General features: G+C 70.5%; 17 protein-coding genes. 11 read left to right on the plus strand and 6 right to left on the minus strand.

Annotation, left to right across the window (positions count from 1 at the left end):
• Positions 1 to 115 precede the first annotated feature (115 nt).
• Positions 116 to 2,290, plus strand: coding sequence for a primosomal protein N' (locus PLC66_RS08335; RefSeq protein WP_324539271.1), 2,175 nt, complete (start codon positions 116 to 118; stop codon positions 2,288 to 2,290).
• Between the two features lie 167 nt (positions 2,291 to 2,457).
• Positions 2,458 to 5,454 carry an HD domain-containing phosphohydrolase gene (locus PLC66_RS08340; RefSeq protein ID WP_324539274.1) on the plus strand — a complete coding sequence of 999 codons (2,997 nt, stop codon included), beginning with the start codon at positions 2,458 to 2,460 and terminating at the stop codon, positions 5,452 to 5,454.
• Positions 5,455 to 5,475: 21 nt separating this feature from the next.
• Here PLC66_RS08340 and can read toward each other — a convergent pair whose 3' ends face one another.
• Complete coding sequence (gene can, locus PLC66_RS08345) at positions 5,476 to 6,123, minus strand: carbonate dehydratase (RefSeq protein ID WP_324539276.1); 648 nt, start codon at positions 6,121 to 6,123, stop codon at positions 5,476 to 5,478.
• Between the two features lie 198 nt (positions 6,124 to 6,321).
• Between can and PLC66_RS08350 the strand changes: the two genes are divergently transcribed.
• From PLC66_RS08350 to PLC66_RS08365, 4 genes are read left to right on the plus strand one after another with little or no spacing between them, the layout of a single operon-like run.
• A complete protein-coding gene (locus PLC66_RS08350) occupies positions 6,322 to 7,296 on the plus strand; it encodes a YcjF family protein (protein ID WP_324539278.1) in 975 nt (324 codons plus the stop codon).
• Positions 7,293 to 7,655, plus strand: a complete 363-nt coding sequence (locus tag PLC66_RS08355) for a PepSY domain-containing protein (RefSeq protein WP_324539280.1) — start codon at positions 7,293 to 7,295, stop codon at positions 7,653 to 7,655. The genes PLC66_RS08350 and PLC66_RS08355 overlap by 4 nt, the downstream gene beginning before the upstream one ends.
• Entirely contained in the window at positions 7,655 to 8,317 is a 663-nt protein-coding gene (locus PLC66_RS08360; protein ID WP_324539282.1) for a response regulator transcription factor, read from the plus strand. Before PLC66_RS08355 ends, PLC66_RS08360 begins: the two co-directional genes overlap by 1 nt.
• Positions 8,305 to 9,720, plus strand: coding sequence for an ATP-binding protein (locus PLC66_RS08365; protein ID WP_324539284.1), 1,416 nt, complete (start codon positions 8,305 to 8,307; stop codon positions 9,718 to 9,720). The genes PLC66_RS08360 and PLC66_RS08365 overlap by 13 nt, the downstream gene beginning before the upstream one ends.
• A 20-nt stretch (positions 9,721 to 9,740) precedes the next feature.
• On the opposite strand, the gene PLC66_RS08370 is transcribed toward PLC66_RS08365, so the two are convergent.
• Entirely contained in the window at positions 9,741 to 10,457 is a 717-nt protein-coding gene (locus PLC66_RS08370; protein ID WP_324539286.1) for a uracil-DNA glycosylase family protein, read from the minus strand.
• Between the two features lie 7 nt (positions 10,458 to 10,464).
• Positions 10,465 to 11,814, minus strand: a complete 1,350-nt coding sequence (locus tag PLC66_RS08375; RefSeq protein ID WP_503012187.1) for an AmpG family muropeptide MFS transporter — start codon at positions 11,812 to 11,814, stop codon at positions 10,465 to 10,467.
• A 105-nt stretch (positions 11,815 to 11,919) separates the two neighbouring features.
• Here PLC66_RS08375 and PLC66_RS08380 point away from each other — a divergent pair, with 105 nt between their 5' ends.
• Positions 11,920 to 12,237, plus strand: coding sequence for a hypothetical protein (locus PLC66_RS08380; RefSeq protein ID WP_324539288.1), 318 nt, complete (start codon positions 11,920 to 11,922; stop codon positions 12,235 to 12,237).
• A 40-nt stretch (positions 12,238 to 12,277) separates the two neighbouring features.
• On the opposite strand, the gene PLC66_RS08385 is transcribed toward PLC66_RS08380, so the two are convergent.
• The 3 genes from PLC66_RS08385 to metX all read right to left on the minus strand — a co-directional run bounded on the left by PLC66_RS08385 (position 12,278) and on the right by metX (position 15,863).
• Positions 12,278 to 13,960, minus strand: a complete 1,683-nt coding sequence (locus tag PLC66_RS08385; RefSeq protein ID WP_324539290.1) for a hypothetical protein — start codon at positions 13,958 to 13,960, stop codon at positions 12,278 to 12,280.
• 101 nt (positions 13,961 to 14,061) lie between these two features.
• Complete coding sequence (metW, locus tag PLC66_RS08390; RefSeq protein WP_324539291.1) at positions 14,062 to 14,652, minus strand: methionine biosynthesis protein MetW; 591 nt, start codon at positions 14,650 to 14,652, stop codon at positions 14,062 to 14,064.
• A gap of 83 nt (positions 14,653 to 14,735) precedes the next feature.
• Positions 14,736 to 15,863, minus strand: a complete 1,128-nt coding sequence (gene metX / locus PLC66_RS08395; RefSeq protein WP_324539293.1) for a homoserine O-succinyltransferase MetX — start codon at positions 15,861 to 15,863, stop codon at positions 14,736 to 14,738.
• Between the two features lie 197 nt (positions 15,864 to 16,060).
• On the opposite strand from metX, the gene thiS reads away from it, so the two are divergent.
• The 4 genes from thiS to sppA all read left to right on the plus strand — a co-directional run bounded on the left by thiS (position 16,061) and on the right by sppA (position 19,754).
• Positions 16,061 to 16,264, plus strand: a complete 204-nt coding sequence (gene thiS, locus PLC66_RS08400) for a sulfur carrier protein ThiS (protein ID WP_324539295.1) — start codon at positions 16,061 to 16,063, stop codon at positions 16,262 to 16,264.
• 71 nt (positions 16,265 to 16,335) lie between these two features.
• Positions 16,336 to 17,121: a thiazole synthase gene (locus tag PLC66_RS08405; RefSeq protein ID WP_324539297.1), complete on the plus strand. Its 786-nt coding sequence runs from the start codon at positions 16,336 to 16,338 to the stop codon at positions 17,119 to 17,121.
• The gene (trmB, locus tag PLC66_RS08410) at positions 17,118 to 17,861 is read left to right on the plus strand and encodes a tRNA (guanosine(46)-N7)-methyltransferase TrmB (protein ID WP_324539299.1); all 744 of its coding nucleotides are present in this window, start codon (positions 17,118 to 17,120) and stop codon (positions 17,859 to 17,861) included. The genes PLC66_RS08405 and trmB overlap by 4 nt, the downstream gene beginning before the upstream one ends.
• A gap of 42 nt (positions 17,862 to 17,903) precedes the next feature.
• The gene (gene sppA, locus PLC66_RS08415; RefSeq protein WP_324539301.1) at positions 17,904 to 19,754 is read left to right on the plus strand and encodes a signal peptide peptidase SppA; all 1,851 of its coding nucleotides are present in this window, start codon (positions 17,904 to 17,906) and stop codon (positions 19,752 to 19,754) included.
• The last annotated feature ends 46 nt before the right edge of the window (positions 19,755 to 19,800 follow it).

Below are 19,800 nucleotides of genomic sequence, written 5' to 3' on the forward strand. Positions count from 1 at the left end.
GCCGACAGCCGCATTTCAGTCCATAGGCTTGGCGTCGATTTTCTCGGGCCAATCTCAGCAGAACCGGCCAAGTCTCTGACTTTTCGGCATTCCCTCGTCGCATCCCCATTTCCGTATGGCCATCGTCCGCGTCGCCCTACCCATCCCCTTGCCGCAAGTGTTTGATTACGCGGCGGCAGATGCGTCCGAGGCGGATGTCGGCCGCTGTGTAAAGGTGCCCTTCGGACGCGGCGAACGCACCGGCTTGATCGTCGCCCTAGCCGAGGCCGCCGAGGTCGACACGACGCGCCTGAAGGCGGTGCATCACATCCAGCGTGCCGTGCCGGCGCTGCCAGCCGACTGGCTGGAGCTCGTCGGCTTCGTCGCACGCTACTACCACGCCCCGATCGGCGAGGTCGTGGCCCTTGCCCTGCCGCCTGGCCTGCGTCGTGCCGACGGGGTCAGCGCCGAGGACGAGGATCCGCTGCTTGCGCTTGCCGCCGCGGGTCGCGAGGCGCTCGCCGCGCCGCGCCGTCCGAGCAAGGCCCTGGCGCTGCTGCAAGCCCTCGCCGCCGGCGCGGGGCCGTGGCGGCGGGCGATGGTGCGTGACATGGCGGGCGGCGAGGCGGTGGGCGAACTCCTGCGCCGCGGCTGGCTGGCGGTGGTCGTCGATGCCGGCGATCCTCATGCCACCGGCGCCCTGCCGGCCCTGACCGCCGAGCAGGCCGCAGCGGTGGACGCCGTCGATCAGGCCGGCCCCGGCTTCCGGACCTGGCTGCTGCATGGCGTCACCGGCAGTGGCAAGACCGAGGTCTATCTGCGCCTGGCCGCGCGCATGCTGGCGCAGGGCCGGCAGGTGCTGATGCTGGTGCCCGAGATCGCCCTCACCCCCCAGCTGGAGGCGCGGGTGGCGCAGCGCTTTGCCGCCGCCAACGTCGTCAGCCTGCATTCCGGCCTCGCCGATGGGGCGCGCTCGCGCGGCTTCGTGCAGGCGCTCACCGGCCGCGCCGACATCGTGCTCGGCACGCGGCTGGCGGTGTTCGCGCCCTTGCCGCGACTCGGCCTGATCCTGGTGGACGAGGAGCACGACGCCTCCTACAAGCAGCAGGAGGGGGTGCGCTATTCGGCGCGCGACGTCGCCGTGTGGCGGGCGCGCCAGCGCGACGTGCCGATCGTGCTCGGCTCGGCAACGCCCTCGCTCGAGACCTGGTACCACGCCAGGCGCGAGCGCTATGCGCTGCAGACCCTGAGCCAGCGCGCGCTCGCCGCCAGCCTGCCGGTCGTGCGCTGCATCGACACCCGCCGCCTGAAGCTCGACGAGGGGCTCAGCCCGGCGCTGCAGGCCGCCCTCGCGCAACGTCTGGCGCGCGGCGAGCAGAGCCTGGTGTTCCTCAACCGCCGCGGCTATGCGCCGGTGCTGTCCTGCCCCGCCTGTGGCTGGGTCAGCCGCTGTCCGCATTGTTCGGCCAACCTGGTCGTGCACCTCGCCGACCGCCGCCTGCGCTGCCACCATTGCGGCTGCGACGGCCCCATCCCGCCGGCCTGCCCGAGCTGCGGCAACCAGGACATCCAGCCCTTCGGTCGTGGCACCCAGCGCATCGAGGCCCGGCTGGCCGAGCTCTTCCCGCAGGCGCGCGTGCTGCGGGTCGACCGCGACGCGGCGCGCACCCGCAAGCAGTGGGAGGCGCTGCTCGACACCATCGCCGCGGGCGAGGCCGACATCCTCGTCGGCACCCAGATGATGGCCAAGGGCCACGACTTCCCCAAGCTGACCCTGGTCGGTGTGATCGCCGCCGACGCCTCGCTGCATGCGGCCGACTTCCGCGCCCCGGAGCGTCTATTCCAGCAGCTCATGCAGGTCGGTGGCCGCGCCGGGCGTGGTGCGCTGCCGGGCGAGGTGCTGATCCAGACCGAATACCCCGCGCACCCGCTCTACCAGCACCTGGCCCGCCACGACTTCGACGCCTTCGCCCGCATGGCGCTGCAGGAGCGTCGCAGCGCAGGCTTTCCGCCCTTCACCCACCAGGCCATGTTGCGCGCCGATGCGCCCGCGCTCGATGTCGCCGTCGAGTTTCTGCGCCATGCCCGCGGCCTGGCGCAGGAGCGCGCCCCCGAGGGGCTGCGCATCTTCGATCCGGTGCCGATGCGCATGACGCGCCTGGCGCGACGGGAGCGCGCGCAGCTGCTCGTGGAGGCGGACCAGCGCGGCCCGCTGCAGGCCTTCCTCGCCGAATGGCTGGCGCTGCTGTACCGCCAGCGCACCGCCCGCGAGCTGCGCTGGCAGATCGACGTCGACCCGCTCGAGGTGTGAGGACCGGGCCCGATGCGGCCCGCGCGCCCTGGACGGCGCCCCAGCCTGGGCTACCCATCTCGGGCGTTGATGCGGCATGATGGCCGCCCAGGACGCGCTGCCCGACCCGCCCGCCTGCGTGCGGCGGCGTCCGGGCCCGATCGAACGCTTTGAACGGAGCGCCATCCATGCCCCGAGCTTTCCCCCTGCACCTGCATGTCGTGGCGCTGGCCCTCGGCCTCATCCTGCTCGTCGGCGGGATGCTTGGCGTGATCGGCCAGCACCTGACGCGCAACATGATGGCCGACGTGGCCGAGGATCTGTCGCTGCGCATCAACCGCGAGGTGCGCGGCAGCCTGCACCGGCTCGTGCTGCCGGCGGACATGGCGCTCAGGCTGCTGCAGCAGGACGTGCTCGCCCAGGCCGCGACGCTCGAGCAGCGGCTGCAGCGCCTGCCGGCGGTGCGTGCCGTGCTGCAGGGCTCGACGGCGCTGTCGTCGATCTACGTCGGTTACGGCGATGGCCAGTTCTTCTTCACCCGCCGGCTCGCCAGCGACGCGGAACGGTCGCGCTTCGGCGCGCCGCCGCAGGCTGCCTACCTCGTGCAGAGCATCGACCGCGACGGCGCTGTATTAGACGGCCGCTACCTGTTCTTCGACGCCGAATTGGGCCTGCTCGCCGAGGTGGCGCAGCCGCAGTATCCCGCCGAATTCGATCCGCGCCGCCGCGACTGGCACCGCAATGCGCCACAAAGCGGCGAGGTGCTGGTCACGCCGCCCTATCCCTTCTTCTCCGACCACCAGGTCGGTGTCACGCTGGCGCGACGGGTCGTCGGCAGCGAGGTGGTGATCGGCGCCGACATCCGCCTGCATACCCTGGGCGAGGGTCTGGCGCGGCAGAAGGTGACGCCGCGCACGCGCCTGGCGCTGGTCGACGCCGCGGGGCGGGTGGTGGCGCAGGACGATCCGGACCTGCCGTCTGCCCTGCTCGACGAGGACGGCGCCCCCAGCCTGCTGAGCCTGGCGGCCTCGGCGCACCCGGCCTTTGCCGGCCAGGACGGCCTCATCGCCGCGGCACTGGCCGCTCCCGAGCGCTCGATCGTGCGCTCGGTCTTTGCCGGCGGCGAGACCTGGCTGGTCAGTGCCGCGGCGCTGCGGGTGGATGATGCCCTCTCGCAGCTCATCGTGATGGCGATTCCCGAGCAGGAGCTGATGGCGGCCGCCCACCGGCAGCGAGATGCCGCGCTTGCGGTCACTGCCCTCGTGCTGTGCATCGCGGTGCCGCTGGCGTGGCTGCTGGCGCGCCAGATCGCCAGTCCGCTGCGCGTGCTCGCGGGCGAGGCGGATGCGATTCGGCGCTTCAACTTCGGCCAGGTCGGGGTGACCCGATCGTATATCCGCGAGGTGGCGCTGCTGGGCGACACCATGGACGCCATGCGGCGCACCATTCGTCGCTTTCTCGAGCTCAATACGGCAGTGGCCGGCGAGGCGGACTTCGACCGTCTGCTGCCGCGCCTGCTGGGCGAGACCCTGTCGGTCACCCAGGCCCTGGGCGGCGTGCTCTACCTCGCCAGCGATGGTCACCTGGCGCCGGTGGCGACGCTCGATGGCGAGGGCCGGCCGCTGCCCGATACCGCGCCGTGGGCCGCAACCGACGCCGAGGCCGGGCAGTGGCAGCGCGCGCCCGTCCCCGGCCAACAGGCCCATGCGGCGCGTCCGCTCGACGCGCTGGGGCCGCTGCTGAGTGGCGCGCTCGCCGCCGGAGACGTGCGCACGGCCGCGCTGACCGAGGCCGACCTTGCCGCGCTCGGCCTGCAGGTGCAGGCCGGCGCGCTCGGGGCATCGCACGCCATCGGCGTGCCCTTGCTCAACCGTCAGGACGAACTCGTCGGCGCGATGCTGCTGCTGCTCGATGCGCCGGCCGATGCGGACCGCCTGGCCTTCGTCGGTGCGCTGTCCGGCTCGGCGGCGGTGACGCTCGAGGCGCGCGCCCTGATCGCGGCGCAGAAGACCTTGTTCGAGGCCTTGATACGCATGATCGCCGGTGCCATCGACGCCAAGAGCCAGCACACCGGCGGCCACTGCGCGCGCGTTCCGGAGCTCGCCCGCCTGCTCGCCCAGGCCGCCTGCGAGGCGCAAAGCGGGCCCTTCGCCGACTTCAAGCTCGACGACGACGCCTGGGAGACGCTGCGCGTCGCCGCCTGGATGCACGACTGCGGCAAGATCACCACGCCCGAATACGTCGTCGACAAGGCGACCAAGCTGCAGGCCTTGTACGACCGCATCCACGAGCTGCGGATGCGCTTCGAGGTCCTCAAGCGCGAGGCCGAGCTGCGCTGCCTGCAGGACATCCTGGACGGGGCCGATGCGAGTGCGCGCAAGCAGGTGCGCGATGCGGAGCTCGCCGCGCTGGACGAGGATTTCGCCTTCGTCGCGCGCTGCAACCAGGGCAGCGAGTCGATGGCCGAGGCCGACGTCGAGCGCCTGCAGCGCATCGCCGCGCGGACCTGGACACGCACCCTGGACGACCGCATCGGCCTGTCGCACGAGGAGGCGGCGCGCAAGGCCAGCGTCCCGCCGCCCGCCCTGCCGCACGCCGAGCCCGTGCTCGCCGACCGCCCGGAACATCGCTTCCCGCGCCGCCCCGAGGACTGCTTTGACGCCGACAACCCGTGGGGTTTTCGCATGAAGGTGCCGCGCTGGCAGCTGGACCTGGGAGAACTGCACAACCTTGGCGTGCGCTACGGCACGCTGACCGAGGAAGAGCGCTACCTGATCAACGCCCACATCATCCAGACCGAGATCATGCTGCGCCAGCTGCCCTTTCCGCGCCATCTGGTCACGGTGCCCGAGGTGGCCGCCTCCCACCACGAGAAGATGGACGGCAGCGGCTATCCCAAGGGCCTGACTGCCGATCAGATGAGCCCGATGGCGCGCATGATGGCGATCGCCGACATCTTCGAGGCGCTGACCGCGCGCGACCGCCCCTACAAGCGCGGCAAGACCCTGTCCGAATCGCTCGCCATCATGGCGCGCATGGCGCGCGAGGGCCATGTCGATCCGGATCTGTTCGCCTTGTTCGTGCGCTCCGAAGCCTACCTCGCCTATGCGCAGCGCTTCATGGAGCCGGCCCAGATCGACGCGGTCGACGCGGACGCGTTGCTTGCCGCCACTCCCGCCGGCTGAGGACGCCGGCGCCCGGCAGCCTCAGCCGATGCGGCCGGCAGCGTCGCGGTACAGGTCCATCGCTTCCTCGCGGCTGCCGGCGCTCACGCCGAGGTCGCGCACCAGGCCGTCGTGCAGGCTGTAGCACCAGCCATGCACGGTGACGTGCTGCCCGCGCTGCCAGGCCTCGCGCAGAATCGAGGTCTGGCACACATTGACCACCTGGTGCATGGCGTTGAGCTCGCACAGGCGGTCGAGCCGGGCGCTGGCGTCCTCGAGGCGGTCGAGGCGTTCGAGGTGACGGTCGCGCACGTCCTGGATGTGACGCAGCCAATTGTCGGTGAGGCCGGTGCGATTGTCATTGAGCGCCGCCTTCACGCCGCCGCAGCCGTAGTGGCCCACCACCAGGATGTGCTTGACGCGCAGGAACTCGACCGCATAGTGGATCACCGACAGCGCGTTGAGGTCGGTGTGCACCACCACGTTGGCGATGTTGCGATGGACGAAGATCTCGCCCGGCGCCAGGCCGACGATCTGGTTCGCCGGCACGCGGCTGTCCGAGCAGCCGATCCACAGGTATTGCGGCGACTGCTGGTTGACGAGGCGGGCGAAGAACTCCGGGTCCTCGGCGTGCATGCGCTCTGACCAGTTCTTGTTGTTGGTGAAGAGGTGCTCGATCGAGTGGGACATGGTGGGCTTGGCTGCGTCGGACTTGAACTCAGGGGCGCCAATTATGAACAGTCGCCTCTGCCCTTGCCAGCGCGGCCGCGGGCGCTGCGTTCATGTCGCGTTCAGCCCTTTCGTGGAAGAATCGCATTGCATCCGGCGCACGGCTGCCCGCTGCGCCACCAAGCCGCCCCTGACCGCATTGCCTGCAGAGAGACCCGCATGAGCCCCGAACAGCAACAAGCCATCCTCGCCATCGGCCTTCTTGCCGCCTTCGCCGACGGCGCCCACGACGCGCGCGAGCGCGAGCAGATCCGCCAGCTAGCCGAGTCCCTCGTCGGCAATTCCGGCGCTGCCGGTCTCGCCGGCCTGTACCAGCAGGTGCTGCTCAAGCACCTGCGGCTGCAGGACGCGGTGGCGCCACTGACCGATCCCGCCCATCGCCAGCTCGCCTACGAGATGGCGGTGTGCGTCTGCGATGCGGACGGCCACCTGAGCGCTGCAGAGCGGGACTTCCTCGACACGCTGGCGTCGGCCCTCGGCCTGGACGCCGCGCTCACCGCGCCGATCGAGGAGCAGGCCGGCGAGATGGCCGAACTCGCCGAGACCGCCGCACCGGCCAGCGTCGCCAGCCCCACCCCGCTGGCCGTCGAAGCGATACCGGCGCCGGCCTCGCCGCCGCCCGATGCCGAGACCGAGCGCCGCATCCTCAACCAGGCCATCCTGTGCGGGGCGCTCGAGCTGCTGCCGCAGTCGTGGGCGTCGATGGCGATCATTCCGCTGCAGATCCGTCTCGTCTACACGATCGGCAAGGCGCATGGCTACGAGCTCGACCAGGGCCACATCCGCGAGCTGCTGGCCACCGTCGGTGTCGGCATGGGCTCGCAATACCTCGAGCAGTTCGGCCGCAAGCTGATCGGCGGCCTCCTCGGCAAGATCGGCGGCGGCCTTGGCCGCGGCGTCGGTCGCGCCGCCACCGGCATGGCGTTCTCGTTCGCCACCACCTATGCGCTCGGTCAGGTCGCGCGGCGTTACTACGGCGGCGGTCGGCAGATGAGCACCGCCCTGCTCAAGGACAGCTATGCCGAGCTGCTCGGGCGCGCGAAGGGCATGCAGAGCCAGTACCTGCCGCAGATCGAGGACAAGGCGCGCACGCTCGACATGCAGCAGGTGATCGGGATGGTGCGCGGATCATGAGCACCCAGGACCTCGCACGCCGCCGTTGGGGCCCCCTGTGCCTGCTGGCCGCGGCCCTCGGCCTGGGCATCTCGGGCGCGGCGCTGGCGGGCGATCGCGGCGACCACGAGCGCGCGCGCCAGGCGCTGGAGTCGGGCGAGATCCTGCCGCTGCGAACGGTGCTCGAGCGCGTCGAGCGCGATTATCCGGGGCAGCTGGTCGAGGTCGAGCTCGAGCGCGACGACGGCCAGTGGCTGTACGAGATCAAGCTCATCCGCAGCGGTGGCGAGATCCTGAAGCTCGAGGTCGATGCCCGCGACGGCACGGTGCTCGGCCTGGAAGGGCGGGTCGGCCAGGGTGCGACGAAGGAGCGCGACTGATGCGCATCCTGGTGGTCGAGGACGAACCCACGCTGGCGGTGCAGCTCGACCGGGCGCTCACCGCCGCCGGCTACGCGGTCGACCTGGCCGACAACGGCCGCGACGCCTGCCATCTCGGCGAGCAGGAGCCGTTCGATGCGGTGGTGCTCGACATCGGCCTGCCCCTGATGGACGGCATCAGCGTGCTCAAGCGCTGGCGGGCCGCCGGGCGCACGATGCCGGTGCTGATCCTGACCGCGCGTGGCGAGTGGCATGAGAAGGTCGCCGGCATCGACGCCGGCGCCGACGACTACCTCACCAAGCCCTTCCACATGGAGGAGCTGCTCGCCCGCCTGCGCGCGCTGATCCGGCGCGCCGCCGGCCAGGCCAGCGCCGAGCTGCGCTGCGGCCCGCTGGTGCTCGACACGCGTGGTGGCCGGGCGATGGTGGCCGGCCAGGCGCTGGCGCTCACCAGCCACGAGTTGCGCGTGCTGTCCTATCTGATGCACCACCCGGGCGAGGTGGTGTCGCGTACCACGCTGACCGAGCATATCTACGCCCAGGACTACGACCGCGACTCCAACACCATCGAGGTCTTCGTCGCCCGCCTGCGCAAGAAGCTGCCGCCCGGCCTGATCGAGACGGTGCGCGGCCTGGGGTACCGGCTGTCGTGCCCGGACTGAAGCCCTGCGCCGACGATCGCGGCGTCGCGCCCGCCGGCGCAGAAGGTTCGCTGCGCCGGCGCCTGCTGCTCGGCACCCTGGCCTGGATCCTGGCCTCGCTGCTGGTCGCCGGCTGGGGCCTGGGGCGGCTCTTCCAGCAGCACGTCGAACGCCAGCTCGATGCCGAGCTCGGCACCCACCTCAACCAGCTCGCCGCCGCGCTGGCGCTCGATGCCGACGGCCGGCCGCAGCGTGAGCCGGCCCTCAGCGACCCGCGCTTCGTCCGCCCCTATTCCGGCCTGTACTGGCAGATCGACCGCATCGAGACGCCCGGCGAGCTCGCTGCGCAGCGCGCGCTGCTGCGCTCGCGTTCGCTGTGGGACGCGGTGCTGAGCGTGCCCGCCGATGCGCTCGCCGACGGTGAGCTCCACGTGCACCGCGTCGAGGGCCCGGACGGCCAGGCGCTGCGCATGATCGAGCGCGTGCTGCGCCCGGCCGAACGTCCCGAGCAGGCCTTGCGCCTGATCCTCGCCGCCAACGAAGCCCTGGTCGACGCCCCGGTGGCGCGCCTGCACGGCGTGCTGGTGCTGGCGCTCGGCGTGCTCGCCGCCGGGCTGGCGGGCGCGGCGGTGGTGCAGCTGCGCCTCGGGCTGGCGCCGCTCGCCCGCCTGCGCGACGCCCTGGCGGCGGTCCATCAGGGGCGGCGCAGCGCCATCGAGGGCCGCTTCCCGTCCGAGATCCAGCCCCTGGTCGATGAGTTCAACGCCGTGCTGGCGCGCAATGCCGAGGTCGTCGAGCGCGCCCGCACCCAGGCCGGCAACCTCGCCCATGCGCTGAAGACCCCGCTCAGCGTGCTCGCCAACGCTGCGGCCGGCGACGAGGGCGCGCTGGCCAAGCTGGTCGCCGAGCAGGTCGGGCTGGCGCGCACCCAGGTCGATTACCACCTCGCGCGTGCGCGCGCTGCCGCCGCGGCCGGCCTGCCGGGCCAGCGCACGCCACTGCGGCCGGTGCTGGAGGGCCTGCTGCGGCTGATGGACAAGGTCCACGCCGAGCGTGGGCTGCAGCTTCGCATCGTCGACTGCGCGCCGGCGCTAGCCTTCCGCGGCGAGGTCCAGGACTTGCAGGAGATGCTCGGCAACCTGCTCGACAACGCCTGCAAGTGGGCCGCGACCACGGTCGAGCTGCGCTGCCAGCAGGACGGCGAGCACCTGTACGTGCTCATCGACGACGACGGCCCGGGCCTGCCCGAAGCGGCGCGCGAGGCCGTCTTCGCGCGCGGCGCCCGCGCAGACGAGCACGCACCGGGTTCGGGGCTCGGTCTGGCGATCGTGCGTGAGCTGGCCGAGCTCTACGGCGGCAGCATCGCCCTGGAAGCCTCGCCGCTGCGCGGGGTGCGCGCCGCGCTGCGCCTACCGGCCGGCTGAGCGTGGCGCCCACGCGGCGCTCACCAGATGCCGAGCCCCTCCAGCTGGCGCGTCGCCGCCTCGGCCCAGCCGCGGTTGGCGGCGGGGCTGGCCGGGCTGGGGTGCAGGATGCGGCCGAACTTCAGCCCGGCAGTCCGGGCCAGGGCCTCGCTGGCGCGCTTCTCCGCCCAGTTGCCGATGCCGATCACCCATTCGGGCTGCAGGGCCGCGACCAGGGTGCGCAGATGGGCGTCGCAGGCCTCGAGCAGGGGGCGCTGCTCGGCGACCGGCAGCTTGTCCGGGGTGAGGTTGCGACCGCCCTCGAAGAAGGCGAGCGGGCAGTAGTTGGCGACGAAATGTCCGGCGAAGAAGGCCTCGGGGGTGCCGAAGCGGGCGCGGAACAGGCCCCACAGGCGCTGGCCGCTGACCTCCGAGCGGGCGCAGGCGAAGCCCTCCACCGGGCGCTTGGGGTTGGTCTCGCGCGGCTGGCCGACCGGGCCCTCGAGGCCCAGCCAGTCGCGCGCGCTGGCGATCTCGCCGAAGGGCACGCCGATCTGCGCCATGCCGAAGGGGCCGGGGTTCATGCCGACGAAGACGACGCGCTTGCGCCCGGTGCCGAAGCGCTCGAGGTAGCGCTGGTGCACGGTCCAGGCGTAGTCGAGCGGGTTGTACACATGGGTGACGGGTGGCGCGAAGCGCATCGAGTCCACCTGAGCGGACAGGGTGCGTGCGGCGTCGATGAGGAGATGAGCGGTCATGGGGCAATCAGGCCGCGGCCGCTTGGGCACCGGTAGTGCGATCGCCGTGCCAGGGCGCGACCCTGAACAGCAGCAGCATGCCCGGCACCGCGAGCGCGAAGCACAGCCAGAAGAAGTTGGTCCAGCCGAGCGCTTCGACCAGCCAGCCGGCGGTGGCGTTGATGAAGGTGCGCGGCACGGCCATCAGGCTGGTGAACAGCGCGAGCTGGGTGGCGGTGTAGGCCGGGTGGGTGCTGCGCGCCATGAAGGCGACGAAGGCGGTGGTGCCCAGCCCGGCGCCGATCGCTTCGCCAGCGATCACGGTGGCGAGCACCACCAGCCGCGCCGGCGTGGACTCACCCGGGCCCAGCCAGGCCATCCATACGAAGCCGAGGATGGTGACGAACTGCACCACGCCGAAGATCCACAGCGCACGGTTGATGCCGAGCTTGAGCATCCAGATGCCGCCGAGGATGCCGCCGATCACCATCGGCCACAGCCCGGCGTTCTTGGCGATGACGCCGATCTCGGTCTTGCTGTAGCCCATGTCGAGGTAGAAGGGCGTGGCGAGCGCGGTGCACAGCGAATCGCCGAGCTTGTAGAAGAACAGGAAGGCGAGCACCAGCAGTGCCGACTGCACGCCGTGGCGGCCGAAGAACTCGCGGAAGGGCTCGACCACGGCGTCGCGCAGGGTGCGCGGCGTGCCGGCGGCGGCGAGCGGCTCCTTCACCAGCAGCGTCATCGCCAGGCCCGGGAGCATGAACGCGGCGGTGATCACGAACACCTGGCTCCACGGCAGGTGGTCGGCGAGGATCAGCGACAGCGAGCCGGGCACCAGGCCGGCGATGCGGTAGGCGTTGACGTGGATCGCGTTGCCCAGCCCCAACTCGGCATCGGGCAGGATCTCGCGGCGGAAGGCGTCGAGCGCGATGTCCTGGGTCGCCGACAGCAGCGCCAGCGCGGCAGTGAGGCCGACCACCAGAGCCAGGTGGTCCACCGGGGAGAGCTGGCCGAGCCAGGCGATGGACGCGAGCAGGCCGAGCTGGGAGACGAACATCCAGCTGCGCCGCCGCCCCAGCCAGGGCAGGATGCCATAGCGGTCGAGCAGCGGCGCCCACAGGAACTTCCAGGTGTAGGGGAACTGGATCAGCGCGAAGGCGCCGATCGCCTTCAGCGACAGGCCCTCGGTCTTGAGCCAGGCCGGCACCAGGTTGAGCAGCAGGTAGAGCGGCAGCCCCGAAGCGAAACCGGTGAAGATGCAGATCAGCATCCGGCGGTTGAGCAGGGCGGCGAGCCAGGCGGGTGTCCGGGGGGAGGAAAGGCTCGAGGACAAGGTGGGGGCGGCGGCGTTGCGTGGAGGCGCATTATCGCAGATCATCGGCGCCCCGCTGGTTTACACAATTCGCTACGTTGCTTGCGTCCGGCGCCAACTGCGCCAACAATGCGCGGAAAGCAAATTTCCCCTTCCAGGAGCTCGTTTTTTATGTCCTACACGGTGACCGTCGTTTTCGGTGTCGATCGCGAGTACGAGTTTTCGCTGCACGACAGCGATGTGGCCGCGCTGACCAAGGATCAGGCGCGCAGCTGGCTGGCGCGCGAGTTCGAGGAGCTCGAATGCACGCCGTCGAACCCGATGGGCAAGGTGCTGGTGCTCGACATGATCCTCAACGTCGCCAAGTACGGTGGAGAAGGCCGCTTCGAGCAGGGTACCGAGTGGGCGAAGAAGTTTGCCGCCGTCACCGCCGCCGCGCTCGACCGTCCCGCCATTCGCGTCGACGTCGCCGCCTTCGTGGTCGGCTGAGTTCTTTCTCCCGCTGCACCCGGGTCGCACGGCCGGGCGCTCACCCAGCGGCGCGCACCAGGGCCCCGAGCAGGGCCGGTAGGGTGCGTGAGCCTGCGTCCTCGATGACCTGCAGCCGCAGCGCGCCGGTACGACGGTTGGGCGAGTCGGTGCGCGCCTGTCGCCACAGCGTCTCGAGCGTGGCTTCCATGAAGCGGCGGTCGGTGCGTGCATCGACCAGCAGCACCAGCTTTGCCGCCGGCACGAAGTCGAGCAGTTGCTGCAGCTCGTAGCGGCAGCCCTGGTGCTGCGGCGAGAAGCTGCGCAGATCCATCAGGATGGCGTCGGCGCTGCGTGCCAGCGCCAGCATCGTCGGCTTCCAGGTGTCGTCGTGGCAGAAGAACTCATTCACGCGGTGGCGTCCGTCCGGGTCGGGCCCGAGCGCGCGCGCCTGCAGGCGGCACGCGAGGTCGTCCTCGTCCCGCACGAACTGGCGCGACAGTCGCCCGCCGACGAAATCGAGGAATTCATGCGGCTCCACGGCGCTGGTCGCCAGGTCCGGCCCGGCGATGAGGTCGATGTTGCCGATCCGCAGCCAGCGCTTGCCGAGCGCATCGAACAGGCGCTCGCTGTGCGCACCGAGTGCAAACACCCGTAACAGCAGCAGCGACGGTGCGGGCCCCGAGGCCCGGCCCAGACCCGCGATGCGAAAGCCGGCCTGGCTCACCCCTTTCCATGCCGCGAAGGCCACCACGCCGCTGAGCATCCAGGCGACGCCCTCGAAGGCGAAGCTCACCGTCTGCACCACGGCGAACAGCAGCCACATCGCCTCGAGCGTCAGCGTCTGGTCGCTGGCGCGGCGCGCCAGGTGGCGGCGTCCCAGCCATCTCAGCCCCGCCCAGCCGAGCAGGGCCGCCACTGCCGCGCCCGCAAGCAGCAGGGCGTAGAAGGTGGCGGTGCCACCCAGCCCGAGCAGCCCACCCACGCGTACCGTGGCGGCGAGTGCGGCCTCGCTGCTGCCGGCCAGCGCCACGGCGACCTGCGCGCCGGTGACGGCGGCCACCATGAAGGCCAGCACCAGCGGGCCCACGGCGCGGATGCGGCGGTGCATGAAGGCGAGCAGCAGCAAGGTGGCAGGCAGGTTGGTGATGAGCCAGAAGGCGGCCACGTCCAGCGCGGTCAGCGTCGGGTTGCGCGCCAGGGCCCAGGCGGCGAAGGCCAGCACCATGGCGAAGTAGGCCATGCCCACGGCGAGGCGCTGGGCCGGCGTGACGGCGAGGACGAGGCCAAGGCTGAGCACGGTCGGCCACGCGTAGCAGGACAGCAGCCACAGGAAGCGCGCCAGCACGAAGCCGCCCTCGGCCCAGGCAAAGTGCATCCAGGCGCCGCTCAGGGTCAGGGCATAGACCAGACCGGCGACCCCATGCACGCTGCCCAGCGCCCACAGCGAGCGGCGCATGCCGGCGGGGGGCGCGGTCGCGGCGCCGGTGGCAGGGGCGAGGTATTCGAGCCGCAGGGGTGTCAGTGGGCGCCCGTGCGCGAGTGCGTGTGAATCCCCACTGGGGGCGCCCGCTGCCCTCGCGACCGCTGCGACGCCGCTGGGACGTGCCATCGAACGCAGCACGGCGCGCCGATAGAGCGCCAGCAACAGCCACGCGACCGGCAGCGTGAGGACGGCGCTCACCAGGATCAGGAAGGGGAGCGCGCCGGTACCGATGAGGACTGCCTGTCCGCCGTCTTCCATGACGCCCGGCCTCCGCCCGCTGATGTGGCGCGCAGGCGGCGCCACCTCGCCTCAGTATAGAGGCTGCTGGTGGGGCGCAATACGCGGCTCGGCCGCGTCGCTCAGGCGCTGCGTCCCAGCCGATACACCGCCACGCTGGCGAGGAAGTTGGGCTCCTCGAGCATCAGCTTGCCCTCGTCGAAGGCGAGCCGCTCGCGCACTGCGATGCCGTTCATCTCGCACAAGGCGTCGAAGTCGGCGATGGTGAAGAAGCGCACGTTGGGCGTGTTGTACCACTGGTGCGGCAGGCTCTCCGACACCGGCATGCGGCCGTTGAGGATGCTCTGGCGGTGGCGCCAGTAGCCGAAGTTGGGGAAGCTCACCACCGCCTCGCGGCCCACGCGCAGCATCTCGGCCAGGATGCCCTGGGTGTTGTGCATGGCCTGCAGCGACAGGCTCATGATGACGTGATCGAAGAAACCGTCCTCGAGGCCGATAAGGCCCTTCTCCAGGTCCATCTGGATCACGTTGACGCCGTTCTTGACGCTCGCCAGCAGCTTGTCGGGGTCGTTCTCGACGCCGTAGCCCTGCACCTGGCGCACCTGCATCAGGTGGCGCAGCAGGTCGCCGTCGCCGCAGCCGAGGTCGAGCACCTTCTCGCCGGGCTCGATCCACTGGGTGATCACTTCATAGTCGTAGCGGTAGGCAGTCATATCAGTATGCGCCGAGCCGTCTCAAGCGTACTGACGCCCCCTCGGGGGGGCAGCGAACGCAGAGAGCGTGGGGGTTGTGTCATTTATGCCTCGATGCGGTCGAACCAGGCCGACAGCAGCTTGTGATAGCGCGTCTCGTCGAGCAGGAAGGAGTCGTGGCCGGCCGGGCAGTCGATCTCGGCGTAGCTGACCTTGCGCTTGTTGTGCAGCAGCGCATAGACGATCTCACGCGAGCGTGCGGGCGAGAAGCGCCAGTCGGTGGTGAAGGACACGACCAGGAAGTCGGCCGTGGCACGTGCCAGCGCGGCGGGCAGGTTGCCGCCGTACTCGAAGGCGGGGTCGAAGTAGTCGAGCGCCTTCGTGGTCAGCAAATAGGTGTTGGCGTCGAAGTAGCCGGCGAACTTGTCGCCCTGGTAGCGCAGGTAGGACTCGATCTCGAACTCGACGTCGTAGCTGTAGGTGTTGCGGCCGTGCCGCAGGCTGCGGCCGAATTTCTCCGCCATCGAGTCGTCGGACAGGTAGGTGATGTGGCCCACCATGCGCGCCAGCTTGAGGCCGCGCGCCGGCACCACGCCATGCTCGTAGAAGTGGCCGCCGTGAAAGTCGGGGTCGGTGAGGATGGCCTGGCGGGCGACCTCGTTGAAGGCGATGTTCTGCGCGGTGAGCTTGGGCGCGGCGGCGATCACCGCGACGTTGCGCACGCGCTCGGGATACTGCAGCGCCCACGACATCGCCTGCATGCCGCCCAGGCTGCCGCCGACGATGGCGGCGAAGCTGTCGATGCCGAGCCGGTCGGCGAGGCGCGCGTGCGACTCGACCCAGTCCTCGACGGTGACGAAGGGAAAGTCCGCCCCCCACAGCCTGCCGGTGGCGGGATTCATCTGGTTGGGACCGGACGAGCCGTAGCAGCCGCCGAGGTTGTTCACGCCGATGACGAAGAACCTGCGCGTGTCGAGCGGCTTGCCCGGGCCGATCAGGTTGTCCCACCAGCCGACGTTGTGCGGCGCGTCGGCGTAGGTGCCGGCGACGTGGTGCGAACCCGACAGCGCATGGCACACCAGCACCGCATTGCTGCGATCGGCGTTGAGGGTGCCGTAGGTCTCGTACACCAGGTGGTAGTTGTCCAGCGTGCCGCCGCTGCGCAGCGCGAGCGGCTGCGCAAACTCGGCCCGCTGCGGCGTGACCACGCCGACCGATTGGGGTTGGATCATCTTCGTCATGTGCAAAAACAAAAAACCCAGCCGGCTGGAAACGCGGACTGGGTGCCCTCGCTTTAGCCGTATTTGTTGAGCGCCCGCAAGCTGTTGATCAAATCGGCGCTAGGTGTGCGGAAGTTAGCGCCCGCTCGCGGAAAAGTCAAACCCGCTGCCGTGATAAGATTTTCGCTCGATCCTCTCCCATCAAGGCCATGATCCAGGTCATCCTCAACGGCCAGTCCGAATCGCTGCCGCCCGATCTTTCCGTCCTCGCCCTGCTCGAAGCCCGCGGGCTCGCAGGCAAGCGCCTGGCGGTCGAACGTAACGGCGAGATCGTGCCCAAGGCGCGCCATGCCGAGGTCAAGCTCGCCGACGGCGATCGGCTCGAGATCGTCGTCGCCGTCGGCGGCGGCTGAGTACCGGGCGCCGGCCGCTGCGCCCGCATGCTCTTGTTTTCCACCCCATCCGTACAGAACAGGCTTCCATCATGAACGACCCCCTGGTCATTGCCGGCAAGGCCTACAACTCGCGCCTGCTCGTCGGCACCGGCAAGTACAAGGACTTCGCCGAGACGCGCGCCGCGATCGACGCCAGTGGCGCCGAGATCGTCACCGTCGCCATCCGCCGCACCAACATCGGCCAGAACCCGGGCGAGCCCAACCTGCTCGAGGTGCTGCCGCCGGAGAAGTTCACCATCCTGCCCAACACCGCCGGCTGCTATAACGCCGACGACGCGGTGCGCACGCTGCGCCTGGCGCGCGAGCTGCTCGACGGTCATGCGCTGGTCAAGCTCGAGGTGCTCGGCGACCCCAAGAGCCTGTTCCCCAACATGCCCGAGACGCTCAAGGCCGCCGAGACCCTGGTCAAGGACGGCTTCGACGTCATGGTGTACTGCGCCGACGACCCCATCCAGGCGAAGATGCTCGAGGACATCGGCTGCTGCGCGATCATGCCGCTGGCCTCGCTGATCGGTTCCGGCATGGGCATCCTCAACCCGTGGAACCTGCGCCTGATCATCGACAACGCCAAGGTGCCGGTGCTGGTCGATGCTGGCGTCGGCACCGCGTCGGACGCCGCGATCGCCATGGAACTGGGTTGCGACGGCGTGCTGATGAACACCGCGATCGCCGCCGCCGGCAGCCCGGTGCTGATGGCGAGCGCGATGAAGAAAGCGGTCGAGGCCGGGCGCGAGGCCTTCCGCGCCGGACGCATGCCGCGCAAGTTCTATTCGGCCGACCCCAGCTCGCCGACCCAGGGGCTGATCGGTTCATGAGCGAAGTACGCGACGACGCCGTGGCCGGGGTCGAGATCATCGGCCGCGACAGCCCCGAGCACCGCTTCTCCAGCCGCAGCATCCGCAGCTTCGTGCTGCGCCAGGGCCGCATGTCCGAGGCGCAGCAGCGTTACCTCGACGACATGCTGCCGAAGATCGGCATCGACTACCGGGTGGCGCCGCTCGATCTGGACGCCGTCTTCGGCCGCCAGGCGCCGAAGATCCTCGAGATCGGCTTCGGCATGGGCGAGACCACGGCGAAGATCGCCGCGTCCAGGCCCGACCACGACTTCCTCGGCATCGAGGTGCACACGCCCGGCGTGGGCGCGCTGTGCAAGCTGATCGCCGAGGGCAATCTGAGCAACCTGCGCATCATGCAGCACGACGCCGTCGAGGTGATGCGCGACATGATCGCCGACGGCGCGCTCGCCGGCGTGCATCTGTTCTTCCCCGACCCGTGGCGCAAGAAGCGCCACTTCAAGCGCCGCATCGTGCAGGCGGACTTCGTCGCCCTGGTGGCGCAGAAGCTGGCCCCCGGCGGCTACTTCCACTGTGCCACCGACTGGGAGGACTACGCGCACTGGATGCTCGATATCCTGTCGGCCGAGCCTGCGCTGCAGAACACCGCCGAGGGCTTTGCGCCGCGTCCTGACTACCGGCCGCTGACGAAATTCGAAAACCGTGGTCTGAAGCTGGGTCATGGCGTATGGGACCTGGTGTTCCGCCGCCGCGGCGCCTGAGCCCGAGCTGACCAATCTGTACCCGACCAAGGACCTGAAGGCGTGATTCGAGGCCTGTTTCGTTTTCTCTTCAATGTGCTGCGCATGTTCGTGCGCCTGCTCGACCTCGTCGTGCGTGGCGCCTTCTATGCGCTGATGATCTTCGGCATCGGCGTCATCGTCGCCTTCTTCTTCCGCCCCGAGCCCGAGGTGCAGCCTGGCTCGGCGCTGGTGCTGCGGCCGGTGGGCGCGATCGTCGAGCAGCCCGCGCTCGAGCCGCCGCTGGCCTTGCTGCGCGCCGGTGGTGCCCCGACCGGGCAGGTCAGGCTGGCCGACCTCGTCGAGGCGGTGCACGCCGCGCGCGACGACAGCCGCATCGGCGCGCTGGTGATCGAGACCGACGAGCTGATCGGCGGCGGGCTGTCCAAGCTCGCCGAGCTGCGCGCCGCGATCGCCGACTTCAAGACCTCGGGCAAGCCGGTACTGGCGCGTGGCGAGCGCTTCACGCAGTCTCAGTACTACCTCGCCTCGGTGGCCGACGAAGTGCATCTGTCGGCTGACGGCTTCGTGCTGCTGCGCGGGCTGGCGCGCTACGGCACCTACTTCAAGGGCGCGCTCGACCACCTGGGGATCAAGGTGCATGTGTTCCGGGTCGGCGAATACAAGTCCTTTTCCGAGCCCTTCACCCGCAGCGACATGTCGGAGGAAGACCGCGAGTCCTCGCTCGATCTGCTCGACGGCCTGTGGCGGGTGATGCGCGACGACATCGCCGCGGGTCGCAAGCTCACGCCGGAAGCGGTCGACGCGCATGTGAACGGCATCCGCGACGCGCTCGCCGCCAGCGCCGGCGATGCCGCCCGGGCCGCGCTCGAGGCCGGCCTCGTCGATCGCCTGAGCACGCGCGACGAATGGCGTGCGCGCCTGATCGAGACCGTTGGCACTGCCGCCGGTGGCGACGAGGTGCGCCGCATCGCCGTTGATCGCTACCTCGCCCTCATCGGCCAGGAAGCGGACGCGGCGGACGCCCGCATCGCGGTGATCGTGGCCCAGGGCACCATCGTCGATGGCATGGAGCCGACCGGCGTGGTGGCCGGCGACACCTTCGCGCGCCTGATCCGCTCGGTGCGCGAGGACGATAGCGTGAAGGCGGTGGTGATGCGCATCGACAGCCCGGGCGGCAGCGCCTGGGCCTCCGAGCTGATCCGTCACGAGCTCGCGCTCACCCGCCAGGCGGGCAAGCCGGTCGTCGCCTCGATGAGCTCGGTGGCCGCCTCGGGCGGCTACTGGATCGCTGCCGGCGCCGACGAGATCTGGGCTGCGCCGGCCACCGTGACCGGCTCGATCGGCATCTTCGGCATGTTCCCCGAGTTCTCCGAGCCGCTGCGCCGCATGGGCATCGGCGTCGATGGCGTGGCCACCGCGCCGCTGGCGGGCGCGCTCGACCCGCGCCGCCCGCTCGACCCGGTGGCGGCCGAGGCGATGCAGTTGAGCATCGAGCACGGCTATCGCCGCTTCCTGCAAACGGTGGCGAGCGCGCGCAACATGTCGATCGACGAGGTCGACGAGGTCGCGCGCGGCCGCGTGTGGACCGGCGCCGCGGCGGCCGAACTGGGCCTGGTGGACCAGCTCGGCGGCTTGCGCGAGGCCGTCGCCGCCGCCGCCCAGCGCGCCGGCGTGACCGACTACGAGGTGGTGTGGCCGGAGGCGCGCGAGTCCTTCGAGCAACGTCTGCTGCGCCGCCTGCTGCGGGCCGGCGAAGACCTGGGCCTCGATCTCGCCAGCGGGCCGGGCGGCGTGGCCCACGCCGGCGCGCTCGCCAGCCTGGTCGGCGAGATGCAGCGCTCGGCGACCGAGCTGCTGCGCTGGAACGACCCGCAACACCTTTATCTGCACTGCCTGTGCGATACGCCCTGACGAGCGCCCCTGACTTCAGCCCCTGACCACCGCCCGCCTTCCACCC

The organism is Thauera sp. (assembly GCF_035444905.1).
Lineage (GTDB): Bacteria > Pseudomonadota > Gammaproteobacteria > Burkholderiales > Rhodocyclaceae > Thauera.

Excerpts from the sequence above, each read along its gene's own strand:
- PLC66_RS08335 (WP_324539271.1), top strand. The coding sequence starts at position 116 with ATGGCCATCGTCCGCGTCGCCCTACCCATCCCCTTGCCGCAAGTGTTT.
- PLC66_RS08340 (WP_324539274.1), top strand. The coding sequence starts at position 2,458 with ATGCCCCGAGCTTTCCCCCTGCACCTGCATGTCGTGGCGCTGGCCCTC.
- can (WP_324539276.1), bottom strand. The coding sequence starts at position 6,123 with ATGTCCCACTCGATCGAGCACCTCTTCACCAACAACAAGAACTGGTCA.
- PLC66_RS08350 (WP_324539278.1), top strand. The coding sequence starts at position 6,322 with ATGAGCCCCGAACAGCAACAAGCCATCCTCGCCATCGGCCTTCTTGCC.
- PLC66_RS08355 (WP_324539280.1), top strand. The coding sequence starts at position 7,293 with ATGAGCACCCAGGACCTCGCACGCCGCCGTTGGGGCCCCCTGTGCCTG.
- PLC66_RS08360 (WP_324539282.1), top strand. The coding sequence starts at position 7,655 with ATGCGCATCCTGGTGGTCGAGGACGAACCCACGCTGGCGGTGCAGCTC.
- PLC66_RS08370 (WP_324539286.1), bottom strand. The coding sequence starts at position 10,457 with ATGACCGCTCATCTCCTCATCGACGCCGCACGCACCCTGTCCGCTCAG.
- PLC66_RS08375 (WP_503012187.1), bottom strand. The coding sequence starts at position 11,814 with ATGATCTGCGATAATGCGCCTCCACGCAACGCCGCCGCCCCCACCTTG.
- PLC66_RS08380 (WP_324539288.1), top strand. The coding sequence starts at position 11,920 with ATGTCCTACACGGTGACCGTCGTTTTCGGTGTCGATCGCGAGTACGAG.
- PLC66_RS08385 (WP_324539290.1), bottom strand. The coding sequence starts at position 13,960 with ATGGAAGACGGCGGACAGGCAGTCCTCATCGGTACCGGCGCGCTCCCC.
- metW (WP_324539291.1), bottom strand. The coding sequence starts at position 14,652 with ATGACTGCCTACCGCTACGACTATGAAGTGATCACCCAGTGGATCGAG.
- metX (WP_324539293.1), bottom strand. The coding sequence starts at position 15,863 with ATGATCCAACCCCAATCGGTCGGCGTGGTCACGCCGCAGCGGGCCGAG.
- thiS (WP_324539295.1), top strand. The coding sequence starts at position 16,061 with ATGATCCAGGTCATCCTCAACGGCCAGTCCGAATCGCTGCCGCCCGAT.
- PLC66_RS08405 (WP_324539297.1), top strand. The coding sequence starts at position 16,336 with ATGAACGACCCCCTGGTCATTGCCGGCAAGGCCTACAACTCGCGCCTG.
- trmB (WP_324539299.1), top strand. The coding sequence starts at position 17,118 with ATGAGCGAAGTACGCGACGACGCCGTGGCCGGGGTCGAGATCATCGGC.